4 protein-coding genes are annotated in these 4,429 nt (G+C 71.3%); 3 read left to right on the top strand and 1 reads right to left on the bottom strand.

The annotated features are described in order from the left end of the window. Window positions 1-67: 67 nt before the first annotated feature. Window positions 68-1,645: a regulator gene (locus ACFV5N_RS25170; RefSeq protein WP_385604051.1), complete on the bottom strand. Its 1,578-nt coding sequence runs from the start codon at window positions 1,643-1,645 to the stop codon at window positions 68-70. A 202-nt stretch (window positions 1,646-1,847) separates the two neighbouring features. On the opposite strand from ACFV5N_RS25170, the gene lipB reads away from it, so the two are divergent. The 3 genes from lipB to ACFV5N_RS25155 all read left to right on the top strand — a co-directional run bounded on the left by lipB (window position 1,848) and on the right by ACFV5N_RS25155 (window position 4,408). Further along, window positions 1,848-2,621 (top strand): lipoyl(octanoyl) transferase LipB, encoded by a 774-nt coding sequence (lipB, locus tag ACFV5N_RS25165; protein WP_385604049.1) that lies wholly within the window; start codon window positions 1,848-1,850, stop codon window positions 2,619-2,621. A 62-nt stretch (window positions 2,622-2,683) separates the two neighbouring features. Beyond that, complete coding sequence (gene lipA / locus ACFV5N_RS25160; RefSeq protein ID WP_385604046.1) at window positions 2,684-3,628, top strand: lipoyl synthase; 945 nt, start codon at window positions 2,684-2,686, stop codon at window positions 3,626-3,628. A gap of 69 nt (window positions 3,629-3,697) precedes the next feature. After that, window positions 3,698-4,408 (top strand): DUF4191 domain-containing protein, encoded by a 711-nt coding sequence (locus ACFV5N_RS25155; protein WP_385604043.1) that lies wholly within the window; start codon window positions 3,698-3,700, stop codon window positions 4,406-4,408. Window positions 4,409-4,429: the final 21 nt, after the last annotated feature.

Below are 4,429 nucleotides of genomic sequence, written 5' to 3'. Positions count from 1 at the left end.
GCCGGACCCACCCGGCGCGCGCCCGTGCGGCCGCGTGCCGGGGCGTCGGCCTTCGCCCGGGAAGGGCTCAGTTCAGGGCCGCCACCTTCTCCCGGTAGCCGCGGACCGCCAGTGAGTCGCGGTACGGGTCCAGGCGGCGTTCGAAGTCCTGGAGGTATTCGTGGGCCCGTGCCGAGCGCATGTCGGCCGCCTGCTGGGCCGCCTCCACCGCCAGCGCGCACGCGTGGTCCACGTCGCCGAGTCCCAGCTTCGCCGTGGCCAGCACCACCCGGCAGAACAGCCGGCTGCGCGCGTAGCCGTTGCCGCGCAGTTGCAGTGACCGTTCCGCGTACCGTGCCGCGGTCCGGTACTGCTGGAGGTCGCGGTGGCAGTGGCCGAACTCGTCGGCCAGCTGCGCCTCGTCGAAGAACCGGGCCCAGGTGGGCACGTCCTCCCCCGGCCGGGCCGACTCCAGGGCGCGTTCGGCGCGGGCCAGCGCCGCCGAGCAGGCGCGTACCTCTCCGAGGAGCCCGTGGCCGCGCGCCTCCACGGCGTGCAGCAGGGCCTGCACGGCCGGGGCCACCGAGCTGGCCATGCCCTGCTGTGCCACCCGGGCGAGCTGGACGGCTTCCCTGCCGTGTCCCAGGTAGACGGCCTGCCTGCTCATCGACACCAGGACGTAGCTGCCGTAGGAGCGGTCCCCGGCGGCCTGGGCCAGGCGCAGTGCCTGCACGAAGTACCGCTGGGCGAGCCCGTGGGCGGCGATGTCGTACGCCGTCCAGCCGGCGAGCCGGGTGAGGTCGGCGGCGGCGGAGAACAGCCGGCGGCCGGTCTGTTCCCCGTAGGTGCCGCGCAGCATGGGTTCCAGTTCGTGTTCCAGGTAGCGCACGAGGGCTTGCCGTGCGTGGCCGCCGCCGTAGGCGTTGTCGAGGGCGCGGAACAGTTCGGCGACCGAGCGCAGCGCCGCGATGTCGCCGCCGGTGACGCGCTGGCCGGGGCCGCGTTCGACGCGGTCGGCCGCTCCGGGGCGGCCGGTGGCGACGGCGGCGGCGGCGCGGTGCCGGGACTGTTCCGGGACGCGGGCGTGGCCGGTGAGGCCGGCCAGGCTGGGCAGTCCGGTGATGCCGCCGACCGGGTCGGGCGGGTCACCGCGCGCCACCCGGTCGTCGGGGCGGCCGATGAGCCAGTCCCGGCTGGGGACCACCAGGCCCGCCGGGGTGAAGGCGATCTTGCGCAGTTCGGCGTAGCTTCCGGAGTCCTTGCGCCACAGGCCGGCGACGATGTCGACGGCTTCGGCCGGGGTGGCGGCGAACTCCAGACCCGCGTAGACGGGGGCGCAGGCTTCCAGGCCGAGGTCCTGGGCGGAGAGCCGGCGGCCGAGCCGGCGGGTGAAGACCTCGGCGATCAGCGCGGGGGTGGTGCCGCGCGGTCGCTGGCCGCGCAGCCAGCGGGTGACGGAGGTCTTGTCGTACCGCAGGTCGAGCCCGTGTTCGAGGCCGAGCTGGTCGACCCGTCGGGCGAGCCCGGCGTGCGAGAAGCCCGCCTCGGCGATCAGGGCCGCCAGTTGCCGGTTGGGAGTGCGCTGCCCGGAGGGCGAGGACGCGGACTTGGCGTGCGGCGGTGGTGGGGGTACGGAGGGGGTGCCTCCGGGTCGTTCCGTGGACATCGGCGATGCGGTCTCCTGCCTTACGGCTGTGCGGCTGGAACGGCGTGAATGTAACGGTCTCTCCCCACGTGATCGTCGCGTGTGCGGAGGATTCATCCATATGTGTGAGGACCGGGGCACACGCTTACCTGTCGGAGTGCGGCCGTACAGTGGTTCGGGACGCTTCACGCGTCGTGGTTCTTCACCGGGAGAGTGAGCGGCAGTGAGCGAGCTGCGCTTTGTCCATCTGGGCTTCGGGGACGAAGCCGTCGAGTATCACGCGGCCTGGCAGGAGCAGCGGCGGGTGCACACCGCGCGCTTCGCGGACGAGATTCCGGACACCTGCCTGCTGCTGGAGCACCAGTCGGTGTACACCGCCGGCCGGCGCACCGAGGACAGTGAACGGCCGCTGGACGGCACGCCGGTCATCGACATCGACCGGGGGGGCAAGATCACCTGGCACGGTCCCGGGCAGCTGGTGGGGTATCCGATCCTGAAGCTGCCGCGTCCGGTCGATGTGATCGCGCACGTGCGGCGGCTGGAGGAGGCGGTCATCCGTACGTGTGCGGAGTTCGGCCTGGAAACCACCCGGGTGGAGGGGCGCAGCGGCGTGTGGGTGCTGGGCTCGGAGCTGCCCGGGCGCGGGGGGCTCGCGCTGGACTTCGATCCGCGGCTGAACGACGAGGAGTTCGATCCGCGGCTGGCGGGTCCGGAGTACGCGCCGTCGAACGCGGGGCAGCGCGGTGAGGACCGCAAGCTGTGCGCGATCGGGATCCGGGTGGCGAAGGGCGTGACGATGCACGGCTTCGCGCTGAACTGCGACCCGGACAACACCTTCTACGACCGGATCGTGCCGTGCGGGATCCGGGACGCGGGTGTGACATCGCTCTCCCAGGAGCTGGGGCGGCGGGTGCCGGTGGCGGAGGTGCTGCCGGTGGTGGAGAAGCACCTGCGGGTGGTGCTGGAGGATACGGTCCCCCTCCCCCGCGCGGTCTGACCTCATAAGCACAGGCGTACGCTGAGATACGCCGAGGAATCAAAAGTGGTAGGGAGGCGGACGTGTCCGCTGTCGCGCCCGACGGTCGTAAGATGCTGCGCCTTGAGGTCCGGAACAGCCAGACCCCGATCGAACGCAAGCCCGAATGGATCAAGACCAGGGCCGTCATGGGCCCTGAGTACAAGGACCTGCTGGGTCTGGTGAAGCGGGAGGGGCTGCACACGGTCTGCCAGGAGGCGGGCTGTCCCAACATCTTCGAATGCTGGGAGGACCGTGAGGCGACCTTCCTGATCGGCGGGGAGCAGTGCACGCGGCGCTGCGACTTCTGCCAGATCGACACCGGCAAGCCGGCCGAGTTCGACCGGGACGAGCCGCGCCGGGTGGCGGAGTCGGTCCGGCAGATGGAGCTGAAGTACGCCACCGTCACCGGCGTCGCGCGCGACGACCTGGAGGACGGCGGGGCCTGGCTGTACGCGGAGACGGTGCGGCAGATCCACGCGCTGCTGCCGGGGACCGGTGTGGAGCTGCTGATCCCGGACTTCAACGCAGTGCCGGAGCAGCTGGCGGAGGTGTTCTCCTCGCGGCCCGAGGTGCTGGCGCACAACGTGGAGACGGTGCCGCGGATCTTCAAGCGGATCCGGCCCGGGTTCCGCTACGAGCGGTCGCTGGAGGTGATCACCCGGGCCCGTGAGGCGGGGCTGGTCACCAAGTCGAACCTGATCCTGGGGCTGGGTGAGACCCGCGAGGAGATCAGCGACGCGCTGCGGCAGATGCACGACGCGGGTACCGAGCTGGTCACGATCACGCAGTATCTGCGGCCCACGCCCCGGCACCACCCCGTGGAGCGGTGGGTGAAGCCGGACGAGTTCGTGGAGCTGCAGCAGGAGGCCGAGGAGATCGGTTACGCAGGGGTGATGTCCGGTCCGCTGGTGCGTTCGTCGTACCGGGCCGGGCGGCTGTACCAGCAGGCGCTGGAGCGGCGCGCGGCGCAGTCCCCGGCCGCGTGAGGGCCTGGGCGCCGGCGTCTGGGCCGCCCCAGGCGCCGGTGCCCGTAGGACGGCCGTAAACTTGCCGGCATGGCGCGGAAGGACAAGGAACAAGATTCCGAGAACCCAGGGCGGCTCAAGCAGATCGCTCTGACGTACAAGATGACCAAGCGGGTCGATCGCTGGATCGGTCTGGTCATCTCTGCTGTCGGCCTGGGCACCTTCGGTGTGGTCCTTGGCATCGGCTTTCTGATCGGGCACCCGATCTATCTGGGGATTCTGGGCTTCCTGGTCGCGTTGCTGACCACGGCCATTGTCTTCGGGCGGCGGGCCGAGCGTGCCGCTTTCAGCCAGATGGAGGGGCAGCCGGGGGCGGCTGCCGCGGTGCTGGAGAACCTGCGGCGCGGGTTCGTCTTCACCCCGGCGGTGGCGATCAACCGGAACCAGGACGTGGTGCACCGGGCGGTCGGCAAGTGCGGCGTGGTGCTGGTCGGCGAAGGCAATCCGAACCGGCTGAAGACGCTGATGGCGGCGGAGAAGCGCCGGATGAACCGGGTGGTCTCGGACGTGCCCGTGCACGATGTGATCGTGGGCACCGGCGAGGACCAGGTGCCGCTGAAGAAGCTGCGGACGAAGGTCATGAAGTTCCCGCGGGTGCTGCCCGGCCACCGGGTGACCGAGGTGAACGACCGGCTGCGCGCCATGGGTGACCTGATGAGCAACATGCCGCTGCCGAAGGGGCCGATGCCCAAGGGGATGCGGCTTCCGAAGGGCGGACCGCAGCAGCGCCGGGGGCGCTGAGCGGGGACGGAGTACGAGGCG

The sequence above is a fragment of the Streptomyces sp. NPDC059853 genome (assembly GCF_042731495.1).
In the GTDB taxonomy this organism is placed as follows: Bacteria; Actinomycetota; Actinomycetes; order Streptomycetales; family Streptomycetaceae; genus Streptomyces.
This window is presented reverse-complemented; position numbering and strand designations above follow the sequence as displayed.